This window comes from Streptomyces sp. PH9007 (genome assembly GCF_059813725.1).
Genome location: NZ_CM187440.1, coordinates 1,736,554 through 1,761,460 on the forward strand (window position 1 = coordinate 1,736,554; position 24,907 = coordinate 1,761,460).

Sequence of the window (24,907 nt, forward strand, 5' to 3'; positions counted from 1 at the left end):
CGTACACCCTCACCGACTAGCTCCAGCTTTGCTCTCCCAACCTATGCCACGACCAGGCGGAGCTTGAGCTAATTTTGGAGAATAACACGACCGAGATTGGCCAAATATTCATTTTCCTTGAGTGCGGGATGAACCGAACAAATCAATCGCATCGCCGGCCTGAAAGCGCAACTTGGAATCTCTTTAAATTCCTCCAATCCAATTCTTGAAATCACTCCAGAGAAACTGTATGAAATTTCCACAAAGTCACCAACTTTCATCGCTGTGATCGAGTCCTGACTCTGGGACGACTCCACCGTCGATAGACCTGATGAAATCGTCTCACGGCGCAACTGGACGAGCATCAGAACAAAATCTACAACCGGCAGACCAGGAGTCATTAGCGGAATCTCGTTCAGCCCGTCATTGATCAGAACATCGGATTTAAAGTAATAGAACGTGAAATCGTCGGCACCCATTTCTTGAAAGCATGAATCCAGCTTTCCCTCAGGCTGCCATGACAAGTCTTCGCCGCGCGGGAAGAATTCGAAAGAAAACACTCGTCCACCTAGTATATAAATCTCGGCATCGCGGTTACGAAATTCCCTTCTCCGTCAACTGCGATCCTCATTCCATTTTGCCCCATCGCACCGACTTCCACATCCCCGAAGTCGTAGTCAATATAATGACCGCCGCGCGCGTCTGCCGTAGACCTCTTGACAACCTCTCCCTTTTCTATCGCCTGATTCACCATCGACCCGAACTGCTCTTTGTTGATATTCTCAGCAAGCACATTTCCCATATTGCCTTCCTGATGGTATGCACCTCCATATGAGTGCTGATCCCAAGCGTGATCGAACTGTCGACTTCCAATAAAACAGTTTGCGTTGTGCGCGAGAACTGAAATGCTTCCCGATTGCACGTAGTAAGTGTGCACGCCTTCGACAGTGAGGTTGAAGACGCTTGCTACCGCCCTCTCTTTGCGCACCTCGACCACCTGAGCCCGTTCTCCTGAGCTTGTCAAGAGCAACGTGCCAGTCTCCAGCTCCCCGGCCTCTACCCACGCGCCAAGGTTCGCGTCCCAGAAGGGGTGCCCTTCCGTTGCGACCAGGATGGATCCCTGTTCATTTCCTTCTTCTGGTGAGATGGAGAGGGTGACCAGGTTCTTGTAGCCGGCGTTGTTCAGCTCTGCAGTGACGGCCCGAGCGGAAGTTTCCCCAGTTTCTGGGTCGGTTGCCAGAACCTCGTCGCCCACCTCGACATCTTCTATGGGCTTCGTGGAACCATCGGCCATCAGGACATGGGTTCCCGGGATGAAGCTGTTGCAGCGGGTTGCCGAACGGGCGCCGTCGGCAACGTCGTCAGATTTCCTGGTAGCCCACTTGAAGATTCCCACTGCACCCTCGAAGAGCTTCCCAGCTGGGAAGATATCCGCCGCCAGCCCCGCGCAATCCCAATTGATTGCGGGATCTTTTATACAGCGCATGGCGCCCTCAATATCGGGCACAAAGAAATTCACCCCTTCTCGGCCGGCCGTTTCGAAGGAGTCGATCATAACGTCGTTCATTTTCTTGACCGCGCCGAATGCCCGTTCGAGGGGGCCGCCCGGCCCCATTCCGGTGGGGCCTCCGGTCGATCGGAAACTCGCGGAGGTTGCCCGGGATCCTGATCCTCCGCTTGTGTTTCTCGAAATGGCCGTTCGCTGGGATCGTGGACCTGCCTTCAGGTAATTCGATGCCACCTTGACCGCGCGTGAAACGGCCTTTCCGATGATGGAGCCGAGGCCACCGATTCCCCCGAAGAACAGGCCGGTGGGGTCGCTGAATACGAGGGGGCTGTTGTTTCCGTAGGTATATCCATGAATCTGCTGAGGGTCAGTCAGGTCCATAACGGGATCGAGGGAAATGAAGCGGCCCAGATTCGGGTCGTATTCCCGGGCTCCCAAATGAGTCAGCCCGGTGGACGTGTCCTTCGTGCCGCCGACGAAGCCCCGCGTTCCGGGCCAGTACGCGGGTGCCGCGCCTCGGTCCCCGCCGAAGGGGAGTGTACGGCGGTGGTTGACCTCCATCGTGTAGCCGTCCACCGACACTCGGCCCGTGCCATGGTGGTCGGCGAGGCTGAAGGAGATGTCGCCGTTGTCCTCGAAGATGACCATGTGGCCGCCGCCGGCATCCACGTAGCGGGTGCCTCGGGCGGTCGCCGAGCCCTTGGCGACGGTGACCTCCGTGTGCCCGAGGTAAAGCGTCGTTTCCGTCGGGGTGCGTCCGATCAGGCGCTGGCCGTCCGCGTCGTAGAGGTAGTCCGTGACCGCGCCATCGGCCTCCTCGACCTTCTCCAGGCCGCCTTCGGCGCTCCAGGTCAGTTCCTGGGTGTCGCCGCCGATCTGCCGGGAGATCGTGTTGCCGGCCTCGTCGTAGGCGTACTCCTCCAGCGATCGGATACCCGGAGCCTCTTGGACGACGGAGGTCACCCCGTGCGACTGGGGTTCACCCGCCTCCGGGTAGTGGTAGGTGCGCTCAACACTCTGCTCATGGCGGGTTTCCGTGAGGCGGTTGCCCGTCTTGTCATACGTGTAGGAGTGCCAGTAAGGGGCCGGACCGGCCAGCAGGTTTGCCGTCGGGTTCCCCGCGCAAACCGTGTTCGTGCCCTGCGTCCATGCCTCGGTCAACCTTCGGAGGTAGTCGTACTGGAAGCACTGGACCTCTGCACCGGTGGCCGTCCTACTGGAGAGAGACAGGACATTGCCCGCCTGGTCGTACTGGTATTCCTCCATCAGCTGATTGCCGGGAACATTAAATGCCAAAGCCTGCACGGATTGGAGTCGCTGTGTTCCGTGCTCGTACCTGTTTCCGACCCTGACCGACTCATCCGCGAACTCGTTCGCCCGGAGGGTGAAGACAGAGGGCTTACCCGTATTCATGTATGTCGTTGCGACATGCAACCGCTGCGGCGTCCGCAGATGGGTCAGCCGGAGCGTTCCGTCCTCATACGTCGGCTGAAGAGTGAGGGCCGGCAGGCGGCCCGCCGCCGGGTAACGGATCTGTTCCGGCTTTCCGGATTCCGCGTACGTCGTGCCCGACTCGTAGCGTCCCGCGAGTGCGCCTTCGCTCTCGGGGATCTCGACCTCGGTACGCACCGGCCGATACAGGGCGTCGACCTCGAGGACCCGGTTCGTGTAAGCGCTGTCCTCCTCATACCGGGTGGACGAGGCCAGGAGCCCCTGCGCATTGGGGAGCGTGTCGTACTCCCACTCCGCACGCACCGGGCCCTGGAGGTCGGTCTCCCGCAGCCGGATCTTGCGACCCAGACCGTCGTACTCGTAGGCCAGGGTCACATCACGGGCGTCGGTGCGATGGGTCAGCAGGTCGCGGTCGTCGAAGACGGACACCGTCGTGCCCGCGTCCGGGTCGGTGGTGGAAACGCGCCGGCCCAGTTGGTCGTACGTGTACGTCCACTCGTTCCCGGCCGGGTCGGTCACCTTCGCCAGTTCGCCGCGTGGAGTGAACGCGTAGTGCGTGCTGTCGAAGGCTGCACCCGCCGAACGCTGGTGGTGCTGGCGCAACTCGGTGAGCTGCCCGCGGGCATCGGTGAGCGTGGTCGTTGCCGTCGCGCCCTCCGGTGGAATGACCGTCGTGCGATCGCCCCGATAGGACGTCTGGGTGACGGCGAGCACGCTGCCGCCGTCGCCGTCCCCAGCCATCATCCGGTTCTCGGTCTCACGGCCCAGCCCGTCGTAGCGATAGCGGAACTGGGTCTCGACCCCCGAGGCATCCTGACCTGGCAGGAAGAAGCTCTGCGCTGGTGCCCTGTCGTTGAAGTAGGGAGCGAAGGACTTCGACACCAAGCCGCGCTCGTCGTAGAACGTGTCCGTCAGCAACCGGCCGCCCTGCGGACCGGGTGCCTGGGTCTGCCGTTCCCGCAGGAAGCCGTCGTAAAGAACGTAGGAAGTGTCCTGAACTCCCCGATTACCCAGTGTTTTCGTTCCCACCACGACAGGCTGGTTCTCGGCGAACCTGTACGTGAACTCGTAGTTCGGTGTGGCCGAGGATGCACGGTCGGGAAGCCACACCTTGGTTGAGCGACCGAAAGCGTCATATGCCAACTGCGTTACTTTGCCGTTGGTATCGGTCAGCTTCACCGGCACGCCGCGCAGCGGCTCCACTTCCGTGATCGTGCGCTGAGCGGTCGAGGCGTCTCCCACTGTCGCCGGCGGAGTGGTCTGCGTCATCCGGGAAGGGAAACCTGTCGCCGGACTGAACGCGGTGCTGTTAGTCCGCCCGTCCGTACGGACTCGACGGGTGATGTCCGATCCTGTGACCAGCACATCGGCGGAGAGGTCAGTAAGAGAAAGAACTCGACCGTAGTTGTCATACGTCCTTGCAGACTCCAGATAAGTTCCTGTTGTGCCGTCGTGCTCCTTCAGAACCGCACTTCGGGTAACTTCCCCCCGCGTGGGAGTTGCGCCATAGCTCCCGTCGTCGTACGCATAGCGCTTGTCGGAGATCACATCCGCCGAACGGTCCGGCGTGGTCGAGCATCGGACTGCCACCGTCTCGACCCGAGACGGGACGGAGAGAATGTTCTTCGCCGTGTTGTCGGTGTACGTGACTCTTGTGCACTGATCGTCCGCAGTGGCAGCCGTGTCCCCTCGGTCATCGGTCTGGATGACCCGGCCGGCAACCGTGTCGTACGACTGGTACACCTCCGTGGTGCGCCAACTGCTGCCAGCCCCCGCGTCCAACGATGTCCAGGACTTGCTGTGAGCGGCACCACTGAAGTTCGCGGTGATCGTGCCCCAGTCGCGGACGTCCTTCGCCGTCTCGTGGTGCCACGGGCGGGCGACCGTCTTCTCCAGGACCTTGCCACCGGGCGCGTCGAAGTCGACCGACTTGTAGAGGAAACCGGCCAGCGGGGCGTGGTCCGTGATCGGGTCGCCCTCTCCGGAGTCGAGCGTCACCGTGACCGTCTTCGTCCCACCGGACCGCGTGCGCCGGTCGCCGTGCATACCGCGCAGGAAGTACGAGTCGGACTGGCTGAGCATGCCGCTCTGGCCACCGCTCTGCACCCGGACGTGGCCGTAGCCGCGCCACTGGGACCAGGTCTTCTCCTTCTCGGGCACCATGCCGTTGTCGTCGTCGTAGTGCCACGCCGCGCCACCGCGGTAGTCGTACCGCGTCAGCTGGTCGTCCGCACCACCCGTCCGGTCGGTGGCCGAAACGGCGGTGACCACGTACTTGTTGAACCACTCCAGATCCGGGGCGATGTCCGGCCCGTTGCTCAGATACTGCGGGAAACACCGCGTGGTGTTCGTCTCCGGTGTGGGCAGGGAGCCCCTGACGCAGGCCGGCGCCGAGTACGTGACGTCGATCTGCCCACCGGATTCGTCCGCGATGGAGGACAGCCGTGCCTTGATGAAGGGCGCGAAGCCGTCCCCGGTCGCGTCCAGCCGGTTGGTGAGCTGGGTATAGCCGAAGGTCACCGGCGGCAGGGTGCTGGGCGCGGCGGCGGTGTGTCCGGTGTGCCGGATGTCGGCCAGCAGCAGCTGGTAGTCCACATCGGCCGTCCCCCACCGGTGGTTGAGCTTCCAGGAGTCGACCTTCTGGTAGCCCGTCCCGACGCGCACCTGCGTGGTCACCTCGGTGAGGCGCTTCGTGGTCCAGAACGTCGGGGAGAGACGCCCCTTGTCACAATCCGCGCTGGCGCCGCAGTTGAGATCCCACGGGGTGTCGTACCAGTACTGGGGATACGTGCCGATGCTGGAGCAGTTCGCCCCGCCACCGGGCAGGCACCGGTCCCCGTTGGTGAAGTCGACCTTGGCGAGGGCGGTGCCGTACAGGTTGTCGGAGGAGAGACCGTACTCGATGCGGTCCAGGCTGCCGCCGCGGGTGTAACGGGTGTTGTCCTTGGCCGTGAGGAACCGGCCGTAGGAGTTCTCCTCCTTGTTGTAGTAGTACGCGATGGCGTTGCCCCGCACGTCGACCACGTAGTCGAGATTCCAGCGCCACGCCTGCTGGCACCAGGAGTCCTTCATCGCCGAGGCATGACACGGGTCGCCCGAGTCGTTCCCGTACACCGGGACGGTCCACGTCGAGTTGGTGGCCGTCGCGCCGCTGGTCCAGCCGGGAAGGCGGTGGTACCCGAAGTAGTACTGGGTTCCGTCCGGAGTGGTCATCCGCCAGTGCTCGTCGTTGCGGGCGCCGTTCGCGCGACCGGTGCCGGTCAGCTTCTCGATCCTGGTGCCGTCGTCCTGCTGAAGCTTCCAGGTGTTGTTACCGTCCGGAACCAGCTCCCCGGCCGCTCCGTTGACCGAGATGAACGCATTCTCGTGGTCCCAGCACAGATCACCGATGTGGTTGCCGTTGGAGTCCTTCACCCCCTCCTCGGCACACGGCTTGTAGCGCCGTTCGATGTAACCGGGCCAGAGGTCGAAGCCGTCTCCCACCCAGGAGCCCTGGTTGTTGGTACCGCCGGTGCGCCCGTCGATGCCGCCGGCGGAGTACGAGAGCCCGATCTCGGGGGCGAGACCGCCGGGGACATCGGGTACGTCCATGCCGTACGACCAGCTGAAGTCACCGGTGTTCAGCCCGACGTCCCACGTCGCCGAGGCGGACAGATCGGTGGCCTTGTAGTCGCCCTTGTCGCCTTCCTCCTGGGCCACGACCGCGAAGACGGACGGACCGGATCCGTGACCGAGAGCGGTCTCGGGGAGCGTGAGGACCTGCCGCTCGGTGTCGTTCTGCGCCGGGAGAGGACTCAGCTGCGCGCATGCGGAGACTTCCGGGGTCTCCACCACACACTCGGGGAGTTCGACCAGCGTCAGACGGGAACCGAACCCGCCGCCGAAGGCGTGGGCGAACCCGGAGTAGTCCAGTTCAACCCCCACACTCTCCTCGGACTGCCGCAGCGGCACGGCCCCGGAGCTCTCGGGGAGTTCGATGCTGAACAGCAGACCCGCCAGCCCGGCAGCCTCCGCGTGCTCCGGGTCGAAGAACTCGACCTCCGCGTTGGCCCGGCCTCCGACCCCCTGCGCGGGAAGCGCCGTGGTCCCGGCCGGCGGGAGCAGGTTGACCGGTGCGCGCCGGTCGAGGCGCAGCGGTACCGCTCCGGATCCGGGCAGCGGGATCTCCGCGATGCCCGTCTCCGGCCATACGACGTCGGGCAGCTCCGGAGGGGTGTAGTCGGTGTGGGAGTCGGGCCGCGGTGTGACCGGAAGCCCGTCGACCCCCTCGACCGGATGCTCCTCCGGGATTTCTATGTCAGGGAAGTCGTCCGCCGAGGCGGTGGGAGCGGTGATCGCCTGGAGGAGCGAACCCACCATGAGCATGGCGATGCCCAAGGACACTCGCTGTCTCATCGCGGTCCGCACACGGCGGGGTCTGGCTGGGGCCTTCATCTGCTGTTCCCCTCGGAGACAGGCCCAGCCCACCCATCGGTGAGGGCCCGGAATGATCAGGAAGTCTGTCGAAACGCACGCCTGGGGTGGTGAGCCGCGGTCCCATGGGGACCACCGCTCACCACCTTCGGGCGGGCCCTACTCCGCTTGCTCGGTCGGCGGTGGAACGGCTGTTGGCATGTCCGGTTTGCCGAGACTCAGCTGGCGGATCTGCTCCTGCTCAAGGACGCCCTGGATCACCCAGACGTCATCCATCGCTCCGGGCCATGACGGCTGGTTCCACACTCCACCGCTGAGAGATCGCCCGAGATGGAGATTGCTCTGTGCCTGGAAGGGGTGCACGTTCTCCGCCCACGACAGGCCGGGCGTGCAGTTGTCGGCTTCTTCATCGAGGCAGGTGATCTCTTCCAACTCGCCATTGATGTACAGGCGAGCTTGGGCGGTCAAGCCGTCGTAGACGAAGGCGATGTGGTGCCATTCGCGTACGTCGTACAGCCGTTGATGGCCGAACCGGGAAATGGTCGCATTCGTGTTGTCCGCGTCGGCGAGTGTCGCCTCCCAACGCCCCCAGCCTTCGCCACTCTCCGCGTCGGGTACGAAGTGCACCGCGAAGGCGCTCTGATGCCCTCCTGCGACGCTCATGAAGGACGCGGGGCTGCTGGGGGGAGCCGCGGCACGGACGAATCCGGTCGCCGTGAAGCTGATCGACGTGTCGATCGGCACCCCCGCGGAGTAGGCGTAGCCACCCCAGCCGTCGACGTACATGGAGGTGCTGTCGACGAACCCCGGGCTGAGGCCCGCTCCGCCCCACAGATAGAGATCATGGCCGAAGTCCGAGGAGTCGGGAGTGCTGACGGGGTTCTGGTTCATCTCGGCGAACTGCCAGCGCGCCTGGACCACCGGCGCCTGGTGGTAGATCTGGCGCACCTCGTAATCGGTGAGGATGCGGTCGTACAGGCGCACGTCGTCGATCACACCGGGGAAGAAGGTCCGGTTGCGGCCATTCAGTTGTCCGGCGCCGATCTGGACGTGCTGGTCGGCGTGCCAGGCATTGGGCAGCGAGGCGGTGCCGGCCAGTTCTCCGTCGACGTAGAGCTTCAGGGTCTTGGCGTAGGAGTCATGGACCCCCACCAGATGCACCCACTCCCCGACCTTGGCCTGAGTACCGGACGGCTGCATGGCTCGGATCGGAGTGCCGTTGGCCGAGTTCTCGCTGTACTGGTTGAAGACCCAACGGTCGTAGCCGGCTGAGTAGTACAGCTCGAAACCAGGTGCATAGGTCCCGACCTGTGTCGCGATGACCCCTGCCGATGTCGGCCGGTGATCGAGCTTGACCCAGCTGGAGACGGCGAAGTTCCGTCCCGTCTGCAGCATGGCTGTACTCGTGCGTGCGTAGCCATCCGTACCGTTCAGCCACAGGCCGTCTCCGTGCACGGCCGCGACGCCGGGCTGGACTCCACCGTGATAGGTGGCGGGCAGCGTGTCCGATGCGGCGGAAACGCGGCGTGATCCTTCGGCCTCGTCGAAATCGATGAGTGCGACGGCCGGCCGCCCATTGGGAGTGTGCAGACGTTCCTTCCGGTACAGCCTGGACACGAGGGTCGCGGAAGGCCCGAGGTCGAAGACCTGAACCTCGTCTATCGCGCCGGGAAACCAGTTCCTCACCTCACCGCTGTAGCCGCCCGCTCCGATCAGGAGGTCCGACGGAGCGCTCCACGGCCCTGTGTGGGGTGTGCTTCCGGCGAGTTGCCCGTTGACGTAAAGCCTCAGCTCATTCGCTGAAGGGACGTAGGCGCCCACGAGGTGCGTCCACTCTCCGGTCCGCACGGTCGCACTCTGAGCGAGGGCACGGGACGCCGAAGCGCCGGGCTCGTCCGCACGGTACTGAGCGAAAGCCCATCGGTCCTGTTCCGCCGCGTAGTACAGCTCGAAACCGGGGCGATGTCTTCCTGTCTGGGACGCCACAACGGCGTCGCTGCTCGGTTTGCGATCCAGTTTCACCCATGCCGATACCGCGAAGGACCGGATGGTGTCGGTCGCCGGACCGGTGACCGAGACGTAGCCGCTCGTTCCGTCGAAGCGCGCTGCCGTGCCCACCGCACCGTCGACGCCAAGAGTTGTGCCCCCGTGGACCGTGCCCCAGCGTGCCCCGGCCGTACCCGTGGCCGCAGTGGCCCCTTCGGAATCGTTCATCGACCATGTCGCCCTGGGCGGGGCACCCGAGTTGGCCCGGAAGAAATAGGTCGTGACCTCCGATGCGTTCCCGGCCCGATCGATGGCCTGCGCGGTGACGAAGTGCAACCCCGGCTGATCGGGAGCCATGGCGGCCACACGTGGTGCACCGTTGGTCGTGGCCAGCTCGTTGCGCGACATCGGGTCCTGGTTCACCCCGTACCAGTAGCGGGTGACGTCGTTGTCCCGCGCCGTAATCCGAAAGTCGGCGTACTGCCCGGTCCCCCTGTACCAAGGGTCGAACGGGTCGTCGTTATCGATTTCCGGGTACAGGGTCGCGTTGATATCGGGGCCCTGCGGCACCGAAGTGTTGTAGACGAAGTGACAGTGATGTCCACTTGACCCGGATGTGGACCACGGACTGTACGCCCTTCCGTCGTGTGAGCGCGCCGACCACTGCACCTCTCGGTCCGGGGGGAGATTGGCCGGCAGCTTGACGGAGAAAGCTGAGCCGGATGCCTTGGAGGAGAGGAGACCGGACTCCCAGCGCACTGCGTTTCCGCGGCCGTCTCCGGCGTCCCAGCGGGCGCGGAACTCCACCGCGACGCGGTCACCGTCGGGGTCGGTGATGTTGCTCGCGTAGATCTTGCCAAGGGTCCGAGCGTGCGCCTCCTTGCCCGAGGGCTTGCACACCCCTCCGTACTCCATGGCGAGCTGGGACGGCTTGATCTGGTGCGGTACCCGGTTGTAGGAGACACGGAGGTGCGCCTTGTCGGAGAAGCGCTTCCACGACAGTGCGGCGGACTCGTCCTCGGCTCTCAGGCCGAACGTCATGGTGGACCAGCTCTTGTCCGCTGCCTCCTGGACAGCGGCCTTCACATCGAACTCGGCGTCCCTCACCGCACACCCCTGGTGGCCGTGGGAGAACGATTCCGTTTTCAGGCGCTTGATCCAGAAGCCACTGCTGTTCTGGGTGTTCCACGTGGTCTTCGCGTCTATGTCCTTGGTACGCCACAGCTCCACCGGCTGGGCGGTGCAGGACGCCGAGTGGACATTCCGCACGGAGAATTCGGCGGAGAGGATCTGCGTCCCCGCGTACTTCGATGTCGGTATCCGGTACATGAGCCGCTTGAGGTCCTGCGGCATGCACGCGGCCCAGCCGCAGTAGCCCATACCGGCGTTGGAGTCGCCGTTGAACTTCCACTGCGGTGAGCCGGCCCAGTAGCGGGACACCATCGTCCAGGCGGTCGAGCGGGGACTGTGCCACTGCGGATCGATGTACACCGGATACACGGTGTCCTCGCCGCGGAGAATGTCGGCGTCCGGGGTCAGGATCAGGGCGTCGCGTTCCACGGTCAGCTCGGTGCCCACGTGGCCGAGGTTGCCCGACTCACCGGCTCCCGGGGGTCCCACCGCGGCTTCCTCGTCCTCGACCTGGGCGAGCCGTGCCTCGGCATCGCCGCCGCCGCCCACACTGGAGTCCCACATGAGCGGGGGCGGTGCTTCGAACACCGCGGTGTCACCGTTCGCTTCCCGGGCCTCGATGCCTCCACCCTCGGTCAGTCGCAGCACCACGCCGGAGGAGTCGACGCCCAGCCGGAGGCGTTCGAGCGACGTACTGCCGGCGGCTTCGGCGGAGTTGACCACGATGAGCTGGCTGAAGCCATCCGGGTGTGCCCGGACATGGAGATCCACGTCGGGCAGGACATCGTGGTAGATCGCTGTGTCACCGATCAGTTCCGGCGCGGGAAGAGCGTCCGGCCATTCGAGCGCCAGTTCCCGGCCGCTCCGCTCCAACTGCACGAGAGGGTCTCCCCCGCCGCCGGAGAACACCATCTGAGCGGTGGCTGCCTTCGGGGCCACGAGTCCGTCGGAGTTCACCTCAAGATCGGTGTCGACAGACTGCCACTCACCGTCCACCCGCGCCCACACGGGGCGCAGGTACTCATAGGCCTCCAGTTCACCTTCGGGCGTGGCGAAGACCTCACTCGTCTCCGAGCGGAGCGACTCGACTTCTACCCGTTCACCCGTCTCAACTGCCGCTGCCAGGGCCAGCGATTCCGCTGTCTCGGCGGGCAGGGAGGGATCATAAGGCTCCCCAGCCGACTCCGCAGAATCGGCGGAGGCCGTCGGCGCGGCCGTCAGCACCACCACCGGCAACAACCCGGCGAGCAGCGCCGCGCTGAGCCCCGTAGCCGCAACACCCCGAACACCACGACGCCGCACTCGACGCACGATGTGCACTCCCCCCACATTCACCACAAATTATCAACACACATAACGCGGCGATCACCGTAAGCAACGCTGTGCGATATGAACAGGTGAACGATTGGGGCAAGTGAGAGAAGGCGTCACAGAAGGGAGTGAATCGATGACGTGATGAAGTGCACGTTTACGAGGGCATGTCAGGAGCCATAGAGGCTGCCCGGCTCGGACCGGTCACACCCGCTCGGGCACCGAGCAGGCAGAAGGAGCACCCGGGCGGATCCAGTGGGCACGCCACGGATGGCACCACCCAGCACCCACGGCCGGCTGATCTCCGATCGGGGGGGTGCCTCGGCGGAGGGCGACCAGTAGCGTTCCACCGATCACCGCCAGTTCTGCGAACGCTATTCATCCTCGATTTGATGGGCCCACAATGAGCACGCACACCGGTCACGTACCGGACGTCAGCGTCATCATCGCTGCGTACAACGCCATGCCCTACCTCACCAAAAGCGTCACCTCCGCTCTTGAACAAAGCATCGGACACGACCGGCTGGAGATCATCGCCGTCGATGACGGCTCCACCGACGCCACCGGTGCCGAACTCGATCGGCTGGCGGCCAGCCACCCCGGCACGCTGAAAGTCATTCACCAGGAGAACTCCGGAGGCCCCGCCCGCCCCCGCAACAGGGCTTTGGACATCGCCCGGGGGCGCTTCGTGTTCATCCTCGACGCGGATGACTACCTCGGCCCGGAAGCCCTCGAGCGCATGGTGGCGGTGGCTGACGCCAACGGGACCGACGTCGTCCTCGGCAAGACCATCGGGGTCGGCGGGCGCAAATCGCCCACCATGTACAAGAAGAACGAGGAGAACACGGACGTCTTCTCCTCCAGGGCCTATTGGACTCTGAATCCGATGAAGCTCTACCGCCGGGAGCTGCTGGAGAAGCACAGCATCCGCTTCGGATACGAACTCCGGGTGTGCGAGGACCAGCCTTTTGTCATGCTTGCCTATCTGCGGGCCTCGGGCATTTCGGTCGTCGCCGACTACGACTGCGTCTACTGGTCGTACCGTGACGACGGAGGGAACATCACGCGGACCATCCAGGATCTCCACTCGCGTGTCGAGGTGCTCCAGTACATGTTGCCGCTGGTCGCCAGTGAGGTGCCCGCCGGGCCCCGCCGCGACCTCCTCATCCACCGCCATCTGGAGATCGATCTGCCGTGGATATTACGGCGCATCGCCCATGTCGAAGAGCGGGCCGAGCAGGAGAAAGTCCTCGCCGACCTCCGCCCCCTCTTCGATGCCTACTACACCGAAGCCCTCGCCGCAGGCCTCCCCGCCATGCTGCGGCTGCAATGTCATCTCCTCCAGCACGGCATGCTCGACGAACTGCTCACGGTCCGCCGCTTCAATGAAGTCCCCTCCGCCGACCGGGTCTTCGATGTCACCGTCGAGGACGGCAGGGCGTATGCGCACTACCCCTACTTCCGCGATGACGCCGTCGCCATCCCGGACTCCGTCTACGACTACACCGCTCAGCTCAGCATCCGTCAGGACGCCGGATCACTGTCACTCGACGAGGAATCGGCCGTCCTGTGGGTTGAGGGCAGCGTACGGTTGCACCGCGTTCCGCAGGAGCAACAGGCGACCCTCATCCTCCGGGAGCGCGACGGAGCGGGGGAGCACCACGTCGCCCTGGACTCCACCGACCGGCTGTGTCTCCCCCTCCGCACGGCCGCCGACGGCCGGCCGCTTGCGACCGGGACCTGGGACGTCTTCGTCAGTCTGAGGACCGGCGGCCACACGCAGGAAGCCCGGCTCGGCAGCCAGGCCGAAGCGAGCGGCGCAGCGTCCATCAGCCATGCACTGCGCGACGGCACCCAGCTCCGGCCGGTACGTGCCTACGTCACCCAGCACGGCAAGCTCAGCGTCAAGGTCGCCGCGCCGGTCTCGCGGCTCAGGCGCGATCTCGAGCCGGACGATGTTCACTGGTCCCCGGCCGATCCCTCCCGTGTCCTCCTCAGCGGCGCCATGCGTGGCCTCGACCGGGGCGAGCGCCTGCTGGTGCGGCTCACCAACGCGGTGGGCAGCAAGCAGGAGTTCACCGTCGCCGTCGACCGGGAGTCCGGCCGGTTCGAGCAGGCCGTCCCGCTCACCGCCCCCGGTGACTGGCGCGTCCAGTGGCTGCTCGATGTCCCCGGTGCCACCCCGCGCCGTGCCACCCGCTCCGTCTCCGTCCCCGGGGACCTGGACGTCACCCAGTGGCGCCGCCGCCTGCTCCAGTTCTGGTACGCCAAACCGCTGCCCGCCGGCAAGACCAAGACGCTCACCCTCCGGGTCGGCCGCAAGAGCCTCGTCAAGGGTCTCCTGCGGAAGTAGTCACCCAGGGGCGAGGGGCCCGGATCGCCACCGATCCGGGCCCTTCGACTCGACACCGCGGGAACCCTCGCTCAGAGGGACGAGACGCCGTCCACCGGACCGGCCGGACGGTAGACCGTGACGGCCTGCCGGCGCTTGCCCAGGACCAGGGAGCCGCTGGTGAGTTCGGTGACCTCGCCGTCGTACGCGAACAGCACCTGCCGCTCCGCCGTCTCCAGCCGCAGCCGGGACACCTGCCCGGTCACCAGCACCCGCGAGTTGTGCAGCGTCCCGGTGAGCACCGCCAGCAGCAGCCGCGTCCTGGCCAGCGGCAGCGAGCCGTCGACCGTGCGGATGTCCAGCAGCCCGTCGTCGAGGCTCGGCCGGTAGCTGGGGGTGAACCCGGCCGGGTGGTAGACCCCGTTGCCCGCGAACAGCAGCCACAGCCGCCGCTCCACCCCGTTGATCGTGACGGTGGTGGGGCGGCTGGTGGCCAGGACGGCGGCCAGGGAGACCGCCAGCGCGGGCCACTTGCCGATCCACTTCCCCAGCCGCTCCCGCAGATGCACCAGTTCGGGGTAGACGCCCAGGCTGAACGTGTTGAGGAAGATCTTCTCGCGGGCCCCGTCGGCCGACGCCACCCGGCCCAGGTCGACCCGGACCGCGTCCCCCGCCCGGACCGCCTGCGCCACCTGCTCCATCGTCTCGATGCCCAGGTCGGCGGCGAAGTGGTTGAACGTTCCGCCGGGGAAGACGGCGAGCGGAACCCCGTGCCGTACGGCCGCCCCGGCCGCCGCGTTGACGGTGCCGTCGCCCCCGCACACGCCCAGCGCGCCACCGGTACCGGCGGCCGTTTCCGCCGCCTCGTCCAGCAGAGCGGTCAGGTCGTCCTCCGGCTTCAGGACGCGGATGTCGGCCCCGGGCAGCAGGTCCCGCAGCGAATCGTCCACCTGGCCGGTGAGCCCGGAGCCGGGGTTGACGACCAGCGAGAGCCCGGCCCCGTCCGCCAGCTCGGGCGCCGGGAGCCGGGGTTGCACGGCGGTGGCGGGCGCCTCCGGGCGGGTCGGCCACCAGTGCGAGGTCAGCGCGGCAGCCGCCGCGCCGATCGCCACGCCCGCCAGCACGTCGCTGGGGTAGTGCACGCCGACGTAGATCCGGGACAGCGCCACGGCTCCGGCCAGCGGGGCGATCAGCAGCGCGGCCCGGGGCGACTCCAGCGCCACGCCGAACGTGAACGCGGCGGCCGAGGCGGAGTGCCCGGAGGGGAAGGAAGTGGTGTGCGGCGTCCTGGCCAGCCGCCGGGCGACCGGCACCTGGTCGATGACGGGCCGGGTACGCCGGGTGGTCGGCTTGGCCACCAGGTTGCTGACGGTGGAGGCGATAGCCAACGATCCCAGCCCGCGCAGCGCCGCCCGCCGCGCGCTCCGGCCGCCGAACACCCCCAGTGCCGCCGCCGCCCCCGCCCACAGCACGCCGTGATCCGCCGCCCGGCTGAGCCGCGGCAGCACGCTCTGCACACCCCGTGGCCGGGCTGCCGCCAGCCGGGCGAACAGCGCGCGGTCGAGATTTCGCGGAACGAAGGTACTGCCGAATGCGGTCATGCCGTCCCGCCTACCCGCGTCGCGGCGCCAGCAACGCACCGATCGACAACGCTCCCCAGGCCAGCGACACCGCCACCGCCCCACGCCGCCGCCACGCACCGTCCAGCGTCCGCCCCAGCACCACGGCGTCCCCGAGGTCCGCACCGATCCGTACCAGGGCCGCCGTCCTCAGCGCCGGCCCCTCGGGCGCGACGACCAGCGCCGCACCCGAGACGGCGTCCCGCAGCCCCACGGGCCGCAGGGCGGCGTCCACCCGCGCGTCCTGCCCCAGCCCGGACGGCCGCGCCAGCAGCCGCGGCCGCACCGCGACCGCCACTCCGTACACCGCGGTCACCGCCCCGATCACCCGCAACGCCGTGCTGTCCATACGCGCCCGCCCCTCCTGATCCGTCGGTCCCTGTCATCAGCGCACTGTCGTCAGCCCACTGTGCACCCGCCTACCCCACACAGGTACGCCGGACACGGCAACCGGAGCACACCGGCGGCGCAGCACGGGCAGCGGCGCACCACGGGCGGCACCGCCCCGGCCGCCCTACGCTGAGCGTGCTCCCGCACCCCCATCCCGCACCCACCCACCGGCCCCGCCCGAAAGCCGAGGACGGACATGGCGGCACGGACACACTGGCTCTTCGGGGATCAACTGGGCCCCCGCTTCATCGACCCGCGCCACGGCGGCCCGGACCGCGGCGCGCCGCTGCTGATGATCGAGGCCCGCTCGGTCCTGGGCCGGCGCCGCTTCCACCGCGCCAAGGCCCACCTCGTGCTCTCGGCGATGCGGCACCGCGCCGCCGAACTGGGTGACCGCGTGCGCTACGTACGGGCCGAAACCTACCGCGAGGGGCTGCGCGAAGCCCTCCGGAAGGGAGAGCGACTGACCGTCCACGCCCCCACCTCCCGGGCCGCCGCCGCGTTCGTCGCCGCGCTGGACGGGGTGGAGGTGCTGCCGGCGCGCGGCTTCCTGACGTCCCGGGAGGATTTCCGGTCCTGGGCGCAGGGACGCGAGGAGCACGGCCTGCGGCTGGAGGACTTCTACCGGCGGGTCCGCAGGTCCCACACCCTGCTGATGGACGGCGCCGACCCGGCCGGCGGACACTGGAACCTGGACCACGAGAACCGCGAGCCCCCGCCCCGCGACCGCTCCCGGCTGCCGGTGCCCCCGCCCTGGCGGGCCAGGGAGGACGCGATCGACGAGGAGGTACGGCGCGACCTGGACCGGTGGGAACGCGAGGGCTCGGTGTCCTTCGTGGGACGGGACGGTCCGCGCCGCTTCCCCGCCACCCGGCGGCAGGCCCTGGCGGCGCTGCGGCACTTCACCGAGCACCGGCTGCCCACCTTCGGCGCCCACGAGGACGCCATGCTGGCCGACGACGGGGTGCTCAGCCACAGCCTGCTGTCCAGTTCGCTCAACCTCGGTCTGCTGGACCCGGCCGAGTGCGTGGGCCGCGCGGAGCTCGCCTGGCGGTCCGGGAGCGCCCCGCTGAACAGCGTGGAGGGCTTCGTCCGGCAGATCGCGGGCTGGCGCGAGTTCGTGTGGCAGCTGTACTGGCACTTCGGCCCCGACTACCGGCACCGCAACGCGCTCGGCCACCGGGCCCCGCTGCCCGACTGGTTCCTCGAACTGGACGCGGACGCCCCCGACGCCCGCTGCCTGTCCACCGTGCTGGCCCAGGTACGCGACACCGGCTGGACGCACCACATCCCCCGGCTCATGGTGCTGGGCAGCCGCGCCCTCCAGGACGGCTGGGACCCGGCGGCGGTCACCGACTGGTTCCACCGCTGCTTCGTGGACGGCTACGACTGGGTGATGCTGCCGAACGTCGTGGGCATGTCGCAGTACGCGGACGGCGGCGCGATGACCAGCAAGCCGTACACCTCGGGCGGCGCCTACATCCACCGGATGAGCGATCTGTGCGACGGCTGCGCGTACCGGCCCTCCGACCGTACGGGGGAGCGCGCCTGCCCCTACACCACCGGCTACTGGGTCTTTCTCCACCGGCACCGCGAACGCTTCGCCCACCATCCGCGCATGGCCCGCGCGATCCACACCCTGGACCGGCTGACGGACCTGCCCGAGGTTCTCGACCTGGTGGCGCGGCGCGGTACGGAGCCGCCCTGAGGTGTCAGCCCAGCTTCAGCCCGTCCAGCCAGCGCAGCGTGCCCGAGGTAACGAGCCGCAGCGTCTCCTGCTGGCTCACCGGCGCCGACTTCGGGGTGCCGAAGGTGTGGTTGGCGTGCGGTACGGGGACCGTCCGCACCTTCGACGGAAACTCCCCGGGCGTGCCGAAGGGGTCCTTCTCGCCCTGCACGACCAGCAGGGGTGCCGTCACCGCCGCGAGTTCGTCCGCCCGCGAGCGTTCGGGCCGCCCGGGCGGGTGCAGGGGGAAGGCCAGCGCCAGCACCGCGTGCGCGCCCAGTTCGGCGGCGGTACGGCAAGCCACCCGGGCCCCCGCGCTGCGTCCGCCGGCGATGATCGGCAGTTCCATGCCCTCAAGCGCTGGCCACAGCGCCCGCCAGGCCGCGTCCAGCGTCTTGGGCGCCGGGGCGACCCGCTTGCCCGCCACCCGCCAGGGCTGCTCCACCAGCGCGACGGTCACGCCCCGGGCGGGCAGCTCCGCGGCCAGCGCCACCAGGTCCTGGGCCTCGATCCCGCCGCCCGCGCCGTGCCCGAGGGCCAGCACCGTACGGGCCTTCGCCGCCCGGTGCCAGGTGATACGGGCCTCCCCCGCCGGGGTGTGCACTGTCTCGATCATGCCGTTCAGTGTGCGGCAGAGCGGCGCGCGACCCCGACCGGCACGCGCCGCCGGAGGAGTCCCGGGACGCCGGAAGGGCCCGGATCGTCCCCCGATCCGGGCCCTTCCGCGCACGCCGTTCGCTCGTCCTACCGCTCCTACCGCGTCGTCCCCACCCGGGCACCGGGCAGCACGTCCGTGTAGTCCGGGGAGGCCGGCACCGGCTCCGCCGTCGTGCCCAGCGGGAACGCCCGCAGGCCCTTCCGGTACAGCGCCTCGACCGCTCCGTTGAACCGCTCCGTGGAGGACGGCTCGTCCGCGCCCAGCAGGTACTCCTTGAGCTGGGTGCGCCGCCGCGCCATCGGGTCGGCGCCGACCGGTCCGCGGACCCGGCCCAGGATCTCCGAGAGCTCGTCGCACTCGCTGCCCAGCAGGTACGCGGCGCCGGCCGTCGGGTTCTGGAGCCGGTACTCCTGCGGGTCCATGTCCTCGGCGTTGGTCACCACGTACGGCTTGCGGCTGGCCACGAAGTCCGAGATGACGCTGGACATGTCGCTGATCAGCAGATCCGCGTGGTTGAAGCAGTCGTACAGCGAGGGCAGCCGGTTCTTGACGATCAGGTGCTGTCCGCCCTGGTAGTCATCGCTCCAGAACAGCTCGCTCCACGCCTGCCGGATCACCTCGATCTCGGCCCGCAGGTCCCGCTCGGGGACCCGCGCGTCACGGGTGCGCTGCAGGCGGTCGCCCTCGGCCACCGCCCCGGACAGCTCCGCCATCCGCGCCTCGAGCCGTGCCAGCTCCCGCTCGGTCTCGGCGACCCGCGCCGGATCGCGCCGCGCGGCCCGCCGGACGTTGTCCTCGGTCAGCAGCCGCTCGATGAGCGCGTCGGCCGCCGCGGCCTCGCCGGAGCGCTTGCCGGTCAGCGGGTGCGGCTTGTAGATGACCCGCACATCGCCCTGTTCCAGCAGGCCGCCGATGATGGCCTCGCCCATCGGGATCACCGACGTGTGGCAGGCGTCGTCCGTCCAGCCCTCCCAGGTCGGGCCGTACAGCACGGTCAGGCCCTCGCCCGTCCCGCGCTCGCCGACCAGCCGCTCCCCCGCGGGCCGGACCTCCGACAGCTGCGGGCGTCCCACCTCCACGATCGAGGAGTCGCTGATCGCGTGGCGCACCCGCTGGTAGCGGTCGCGCCCGGCCTTGCCGGCCACCCATATCTCGTCGAACACCCGGCTGACCCGGTTGCTGCTGGCGAGCTTGTCGCTGTCGCCGTGCCCGATGAAGACGTGCTGGATCTCGGCCCGCTGGAGCATGTGCACGTTCTTGCCGGCGTTGCCCGGGTAGAACGCCACCCGTACGTCGGAGAGGTCGAGCTGCGCCAGGTCATCGGCCTTGCGCACGCACACCACCGGCAGCCGGGTCTGCTCCAGACCCCGCATGGCCGCCGTCTCGCGCAGGATGATCACGCCGCGACGGTCCATCTTCTCCATCGCGTCGACCCACATGTTGACCTGGTACATGAAGTCCTGGCCGCCGGCCGCGAAGGTGAAGTACAGCGCCACCTCGGGCCGGTACTCGGCCAGATTGCGGTTGACGACGTCCAGCACCTCGGCCGGGTCGGGCAGCCGCAGGTTGCGGAAGGCGTGCCACGCGGCGTGCACCAGCGATATCAGCACCGGCAGCGGCGCGAGCACGGCCAGCAGCATCCAGGCCTCGTCGGCGCCGGCCACGACGGCCGCCGCGCCGGCCGCGAGCAGCAGCTCGGGGCCGGGGATGCGGCTGAGGCCGCGCGGGCTCAGCAGCGAGCTGCTCGGCAGGTCCGGGATCCGCCGCGCCAGCGCGCCCATGTTCATGTTGAGCGCGGCCACCGGCAGGTTCCGCCGCCGTACCCGGAAGCTGACCAGCGGCTGCTGGCAGCTGTTCGCCAGGAACAGCACGGCGGCGCACACCGCCAGGATCCGCACGCCGGCGAGGTCCTGGGAGAGCGCCAGGGCGACCAGCAGCAGCAGCCGGTACAGCTCCCGTATCCGCTCGCCGAACCCGAACCGCCGCATCAGACGGTTGAAGTAGCGTCCGCGCTTGCGCAGGGCCCAGTCGGCCGCGTAGTTGAGCACCAGCGCGGTGAAGAAGACCGCCTCGTTGCCGTCGACAACGGTCGCGGAGAGCGCGGCGGCGCTCACCACGTAGACCACGAGCAGGATGCTTGGCCAACGGCCACCGCGCCCGATCAGTCCGGCCAGCATTCGGGTTATCACCTCGGAGTAGATGGTGTGATCAGGTGATTGCGTCCGCTCACGCGGTGCCGCCACCCTGCAAGGCGGCCGCCAGCGCCCGGTCGAAGGAGCCCGCCGCGGTCGCGTCGGCTGTCGGGTCCTGCTGCCGCACATCGATGACGTGCCCGGTCAGCCCCGACAGCAGCACGTCCAGCGAGGTACGGGCCACCGCCTCCGAGGACAGCAGCGTACCGGCGGGCTCCTGCCCGAACGCCTTGGTACGCATCGGGGTGGCCGTACGCTCCGGGTTCACGCAGTTCACCCGCACCCCGTCGCCCGCCCACTCGTCGGCCAGCGCCTGAGTGAGGTTCACCATGGCGGCCTTCGTCGACGAGTACAGGCTGTACTCGGCGCGACCGCGCGTGTAGCTGCTGGAGGTGTACAGCAGCAGCTGTCCGCCGGTCTGCGCGAGGTACTGGTGCGCGGCCCTGGCGATCCGTACCGGCGCCAGATAGTTGACGGTGAGCGCTTCCTCGATGACCGAGTCCTCGGTCTCGGCGAGCTTCCCGATCCGCAGCACGCCGGCCGTGTTCACGACGTAGTCGATGCGCCCGGTCTCGGCGTGCGCCTTCGCCAGCGCCGCCTCGATGTCCGCCGGGTTCTCCACGTGGGTGCCGGTCGTCGAGCGCCCCAGCGGGTAGGTCACGGCGCCGTAGCCGGCCGCCAGATCGGCGATGTCCTTGCCGATGCCGTACGAGCCGCCGAAGATCACCACGGTCTTGCCGGCCAGCCGCTCGCGGTACGCGGCCTCGTCCGCGACCTGCGGGACGGCGGTGGTGGCCAGCTGGAACAGCTTGTCGGCGATGAAGACGTCGACCGGCTGGGTGACCTTCATGTTGTATTCGTCACCGGGCACCACGTGGATCGGCACGTCCGGCAGGTACTTCAGCACCACCGAGCAGTCGTCGGTGGCCTGGAAATTCGGGTCGCCGGCGGCTATCTCGTAGGCGCGGCGGATGGTGGAGAGCTTGAACGCCTGCGGGGTCTGCCCGCGGCGCAGCCGGGAGCGGTCGGGGACCTCGGTGATGAACTCACCGTCCTCCCCGTGCGTCCGCGTCACGATGATGGTGTCGGCGGACGGAATGGCCACGTCCACCGCCCGGTAGCGCTCCAGGGCGGCCACGCAGTCGCTGATGACGCGCTGCGACAGCAGCGGGCGCACCGCGTCGTGGAAGAGGAGGTTGCGGTCGTCCGCGCTCTCGCCCTCGGCCAGCGAGGCGCCCACGGCGGCGATGGCGCGCTCGGTGGTCTCGTTGCGGGTGGAGCCGCCCTCGATGACCTGCGTCACCTTGGTCAGGCCCGCCTTGGCGACGATCTTCTCGATGTCCGCCACATACCCCGGGGTCATCAGCACGATGATGTCGTCGATGTCCGACGACTCCTCGAAGATGGCCAGGGTGTGCTCGATGACGGCCTTACCGGCGATCTTGATGAGCTGCTTGGGTATGGAAAGACCCACTCGCTGACCGGTGCCACCCGCAAGAACGACCGCGGTGGTACGAGGGCGAGCCCCGTTGGCATGCATAGACAAAACCGCTCCCGCCGGTTTGAAGAAGTGTCGCGTACGCGAGTAGAAGGTTAACCCCTGCGGAAGACTGACTTGTCATACGGATGAAGCGTTGTCGCCCGTTACCGGCTTGTGACGACAATCATGTACTCTGGCCGGCTTCGCTCGCTTCGCTGTTCCTCACGAAGCCGGCCGTCATCACGCCGCTCGTCCCGCAGTTTCGGCAATATCAGCCGAAGGGGCGGAATTCATCATATTCACGCTGAATGTCCCCGGCGTCCTTGTCCTCGCGTTCCGCCTCCCGGTCACGGCGCCGCTGCACCGCCGGCCGCTGCGGATCCTCCATGCGCCGGTCCTCACCGCGCCGCCCCAGCAGCTCGGCACCGCCTGCCATGGTGGGCTCCCAGTCGAACACCACCGCGTTCTCCTCGGGCCCGATCGCGACCCCGTCGCCCTGCCGCGCACCGGCCTTGAGCAGCGCCTGCTCCACCCCGAGCCGCTCCAGCCGGTCCGCGAGGTAGCCGACCGCCTCGTCGTTGCTGAAGTCCGTCTGGCGCACCCAGCGCTCGGGCTTCTCGCCCCGCACCCGGAACAGGCTGTCGCCCTCCCGCCGTACGGTGAACCCGGCCTCGTCGACCGCCTTGGGACGGATGACGATCCGCGTCGACTCCTCCTTGGGCTGCGCCGCCCGGGCCCCCGCCACCAGCTCGGCCAGCGCGAACGACAGCTCCCGCAGCCCCTTGCGGGACACCGCGGACACCTCGAACACCCTGAGTCCGCGCGCCTCCAGGTCAGGACGGACGATGTCCGCGAGATCCTGGCCGTCGGGGATATCGGTCTTATTGAGCACGACCACCCGCGGCCGGTCCGCGAGGCCGCCATAACTGGCCAGCTCCGCCTCAATGACATCGAGATCGGACAGCGGCTCCCGGTCCGACTCCAGCGTGGCGGTGTCCAGCACATGCACGAGCACCGAACAGCGCTCCACATGCCGCAGAAACTCCAGGCCGAGACCCTTGCCCTCGCTCGCGCCCGGGATAAGCCCCGGCACATCCGCGATCGTGTACACGGTCGACCCGGCGGTCACCACACCCAGATTCGGCACCAGTGTGGTGAACGGATAATCCGCGATCTTCGGCTTGGCCGCCGAAAGCACCGAGATCAGCGACGATTTACCGGCGCTGGGATATCCCACCAGCGCCACATCCGCCACCGACTTCAATTCCAGGACGATGTCCCGGGCCTCACCCGGCTCACCCAGCAGCGCGAACCCGGGCGCCTTGCGCCGCGCCGACGCCAGCGCCGCGTTGCCCAGACCGCCGCGCCCGCCGGCCCCCGCCACGAAGGTGGTGCCCTCGCCGACCAGGTCGGCCAGCACCTCACCGCTCTTGTCCATCACCACCGTGCCGTCCGGCACCCGCAGCACCAGCTCCTGGCCGTTGGCACCGGTACGGTTGCCGCCGCCGCCCGGCTTGCCGTTGGTGGCCTTGCGGTGCGGACTGTAGTGATAGTCCAGGAGTGTGGTGACCTCGTGGTCGACAACCAGCACCACATCTCCACCGTGGCCGCCGTCGCCGCCGTCCGGGCCTCCCAGCGGCTTGAACTTCTCCCGGTGCACGGAGGCGCAGCCGTGGCCCCCGTTACCCGCGGCGATGTGCAGTTCGACGCGGTCCACGAAGGTGGTCATGACGGATGCCTCCCGGCGATCAATACGTATGGATCAGGTGTCGGATGTCGGACAGTCGGATGCCGGACCCCGAAGGTGCCAACACGACGAGGGCGGATCCGCTTCCCGGCTGTACGCCGGTAAAGCTGATCCGCCCTCGGGAGTACTGAAATCGTCCCCGTGGTTACTCGGCGACCGCGGCCGGAACGATGTTCACGACCTTGCGGTCACGGTAGCGGCCGAACTCCACCGAACCGGCCTGCAGCGCGAACAGCGTGTCGTCCTTGCCACGGCCGACGCCCTTGCCGGGGTGGAAGTGGGTGCCCCGCTGGCGGACCAGGATCTCACCGGCGCTCACGACCTGACCGCCGAAGCGCTTCACGCCGAGAAACTGGGGGTTCGAGTCGCGGCCGTTCCGAGTGGACGACGCGCCCTTCTTGTGTGCCATGTCAGCTCAGTCCCTTACTTCGCAGCCGGGGCGGGGATGCCGGTGATCTTCAGCTGGGTGTGCAGCTGACGGTGACCGATCCGCTTCCGGTAGCCGGTCTTGTTCTTGTACTTCTGGATCCGGATCTTGTCGCCCTTGTGGTGGTCGACGACCTCGGCGGTCACCTTGACGCCGGCCAGCACCCACGGGTCGCTGGTGACGGTCTCACCATCGACAACGAGCAGCGTGGAGAGCTCGACGCTGTCGCCGACCTTGCTGCTGGAAAGACGGTCAACCTCGATGACATCGCCGACAGCAACCTTCTGCTGACGGCCGCCGGTGCGCACGATCGCGTACACGCGGAACTCTTCTCTCGCTCGTTTCGGAACCCCTGATGCCAGCCGGGCGGCGACGGTGAAGCGGCCTGCCCGGCCTCTCCCGGGGCGCTGGCGCGCACAGCACGGGAGGTTGGTTGCTCAGAAGCACGACGGGTCTGCTGACACGCCGAGGATCAACTTTATGTGGGACCCGATGACCGGGTCAAATCCCCGGGAACCGGCCCCGGGGACCCCGACGGCCCACCGCCCCGCACCCGC

Annotated in this window: 13 protein-coding genes; 2 read left to right on the forward strand and 11 right to left on the reverse strand. The window is 67.8% G+C overall.

From position 1 onward, the window contains the following. Window positions 1–68 precede the first annotated feature (68 nt). The 3 genes from ACTFAP_RS07870 to ACTFAP_RS07880 all read right to left on the reverse strand — a co-directional run bounded on the left by ACTFAP_RS07870 (window position 69) and on the right by ACTFAP_RS07880 (window position 11,788). Complete coding sequence (locus ACTFAP_RS07870; RefSeq protein ID WP_500468590.1) at window positions 69–539, reverse strand: hypothetical protein; 471 nt, start codon at window positions 537–539, stop codon at window positions 69–71. A gap of 8 nt (window positions 540–547) precedes the next feature. Beyond that, window positions 548–7,321 (reverse strand): polymorphic toxin-type HINT domain-containing protein, encoded by a 6,774-nt coding sequence (locus ACTFAP_RS07875; protein WP_500468591.1) that lies wholly within the window; start codon window positions 7,319–7,321, stop codon window positions 548–550. 189 nt (window positions 7,322–7,510) lie between these two features. After that, a complete protein-coding gene (locus tag ACTFAP_RS07880) occupies window positions 7,511–11,788 on the reverse strand; it encodes a LamG-like jellyroll fold domain-containing protein (protein WP_500468592.1) in 4,278 nt (1,425 codons plus the stop codon). Between the two features lie 394 nt (window positions 11,789–12,182). Here ACTFAP_RS07880 and ACTFAP_RS07885 point away from each other — a divergent pair, with 394 nt between their 5' ends. Then, on the forward strand, window positions 12,183–14,132 hold the full coding sequence (locus ACTFAP_RS07885) for a glycosyltransferase family 2 protein (protein ID WP_500468593.1): 1,950 nt from the start codon (window positions 12,183–12,185) through the stop codon (window positions 14,130–14,132). A 71-nt stretch (window positions 14,133–14,203) separates the two neighbouring features. On the opposite strand, the gene ACTFAP_RS07890 is transcribed toward ACTFAP_RS07885, so the two are convergent. Together ACTFAP_RS07890 and ACTFAP_RS07895 are read right to left on the reverse strand one after the other, a co-directional pair. Beyond that, on the reverse strand, window positions 14,204–15,712 hold the full coding sequence (locus ACTFAP_RS07890; RefSeq protein ID WP_495684003.1) for a phosphatase PAP2 family protein: 1,509 nt from the start codon (window positions 15,710–15,712) through the stop codon (window positions 14,204–14,206). A 10-nt stretch (window positions 15,713–15,722) separates the two neighbouring features. Further along, on the reverse strand, window positions 15,723–16,079 hold the full coding sequence (locus ACTFAP_RS07895) for a hypothetical protein (protein WP_500468594.1): 357 nt from the start codon (window positions 16,077–16,079) through the stop codon (window positions 15,723–15,725). A gap of 237 nt (window positions 16,080–16,316) precedes the next feature. Here ACTFAP_RS07895 and ACTFAP_RS07900 point away from each other — a divergent pair, with 237 nt between their 5' ends. Then, window positions 16,317–17,828 carry a cryptochrome/photolyase family protein gene (locus tag ACTFAP_RS07900; protein WP_500468595.1) on the forward strand — a complete coding sequence of 504 codons (1,512 nt, stop codon included), beginning with the start codon at window positions 16,317–16,319 and terminating at the stop codon, window positions 17,826–17,828. Between the two features lie 4 nt (window positions 17,829–17,832). Here the strand turns inward: ACTFAP_RS07900 and ACTFAP_RS07905 are convergent, their stop codons facing one another. From ACTFAP_RS07905 to rplU, 6 genes are all read right to left on the reverse strand, one after another. Continuing rightward, on the reverse strand, window positions 17,833–18,462 hold the full coding sequence (locus ACTFAP_RS07905; RefSeq protein ID WP_495684005.1) for an alpha/beta family hydrolase: 630 nt from the start codon (window positions 18,460–18,462) through the stop codon (window positions 17,833–17,835). Between the two features lie 137 nt (window positions 18,463–18,599). Further along, the gene (locus tag ACTFAP_RS07910; RefSeq protein WP_495684006.1) at window positions 18,600–20,681 is read right to left on the reverse strand and encodes a hypothetical protein; all 2,082 of its coding nucleotides are present in this window, start codon (window positions 20,679–20,681) and stop codon (window positions 18,600–18,602) included. A gap of 49 nt (window positions 20,682–20,730) precedes the next feature. Beyond that, window positions 20,731–22,236, reverse strand: a complete 1,506-nt coding sequence (locus tag ACTFAP_RS07915) for an SDR family NAD(P)-dependent oxidoreductase (RefSeq protein WP_400009715.1) — start codon at window positions 22,234–22,236, stop codon at window positions 20,731–20,733. Window positions 22,237–22,447: 211 nt separating this feature from the next. Next, window positions 22,448–23,905: a GTPase ObgE gene (obgE, locus tag ACTFAP_RS07920; RefSeq protein ID WP_500468596.1), complete on the reverse strand. Its 1,458-nt coding sequence runs from the start codon at window positions 23,903–23,905 to the stop codon at window positions 22,448–22,450. A gap of 163 nt (window positions 23,906–24,068) precedes the next feature. Further along, the gene (rpmA, locus tag ACTFAP_RS07925; RefSeq protein ID WP_030725681.1) at window positions 24,069–24,332 is read right to left on the reverse strand and encodes a 50S ribosomal protein L27; all 264 of its coding nucleotides are present in this window, start codon (window positions 24,330–24,332) and stop codon (window positions 24,069–24,071) included. A 14-nt stretch (window positions 24,333–24,346) separates the two neighbouring features. After that, window positions 24,347–24,670, reverse strand: coding sequence for a 50S ribosomal protein L21 (rplU, locus tag ACTFAP_RS07930; protein ID WP_030725678.1), 324 nt, complete (start codon window positions 24,668–24,670; stop codon window positions 24,347–24,349). Between the last annotated feature and the right edge of the window lie 237 nt (window positions 24,671–24,907).

Coding starts and splice junctions, on each gene's coding strand:
- ACTFAP_RS07900 (WP_500468595.1), top strand. CDS start 16,317: ATGGCGGCACGGACACACTGGCTCTTCGGGGATCAACTGGGCCCCCGC.
- ACTFAP_RS07885 (WP_500468593.1), top strand. CDS start 12,183: ATGAGCACGCACACCGGTCACGTACCGGACGTCAGCGTCATCATCGCT.
- ACTFAP_RS07905 (WP_495684005.1), bottom strand. CDS start 18,462: ATGATCGAGACAGTGCACACCCCGGCGGGGGAGGCCCGTATCACCTGG.
- ACTFAP_RS07910 (WP_495684006.1), bottom strand. CDS start 20,681: ATGCTGGCCGGACTGATCGGGCGCGGTGGCCGTTGGCCAAGCATCCTG.
- rpmA (WP_030725681.1), bottom strand. CDS start 24,332: ATGGCACACAAGAAGGGCGCGTCGTCCACTCGGAACGGCCGCGACTCG.
- ACTFAP_RS07895 (WP_500468594.1), bottom strand. CDS start 16,079: ATGGACAGCACGGCGTTGCGGGTGATCGGGGCGGTGACCGCGGTGTAC.
- obgE (WP_500468596.1), bottom strand. CDS start 23,905: ATGACCACCTTCGTGGACCGCGTCGAACTGCACATCGCCGCGGGTAAC.
- ACTFAP_RS07915 (WP_400009715.1), bottom strand. CDS start 22,236: ATGCATGCCAACGGGGCTCGCCCTCGTACCACCGCGGTCGTTCTTGCG.
- ACTFAP_RS07890 (WP_495684003.1), bottom strand. CDS start 15,712: ATGACCGCATTCGGCAGTACCTTCGTTCCGCGAAATCTCGACCGCGCG.